The sequence below is a fragment of the Rhizobium sp. SVR5-9E genome (genome assembly GCF_056755095.1).
The window spans coordinates 1-250 of record NZ_JBNDHS010000573.1 but is presented as its reverse complement, the minus strand read 5'-3'; the positions used below and the strand labels follow the sequence as shown (position 1 = coordinate 250).

Sequence of the window (250 nt, the reverse complement as noted above, 5' to 3'; positions counted from 1 at the left end):
CCGCGCGCCGGCGCGGTGCCGCTCATCCGGTTTGCGACCGACACCGGCCGCGCGGCGCTGGTTCAGGCGCGCCAGGCCGACGGTACGCCGTTGCCGTTCGGCGCCGCCGTGCACGACGAGACCGGCAAGGAAGTAGGCGTCGTCGGTCAGGCAAGCAGGATCTTCGCGCGCGGGCTCGCCGACAGCGGTTCCCTGACGGTCCAATGGGGCGCCGACGACCATCGCTCGATCTGTCGGATCGCATACGAGC

Annotated in this window: 1 protein-coding gene; it reads left to right on the top strand. The window is 72.0% G+C overall.

What is annotated here, in order from left to right; all coding sequences use genetic code 11:
- Positions 1-250 (top strand): FimD/PapC C-terminal domain-containing protein (locus ACPYOJ_RS36125; protein WP_481420498.1); only part of this gene is annotated, 250 nt, incomplete at both ends.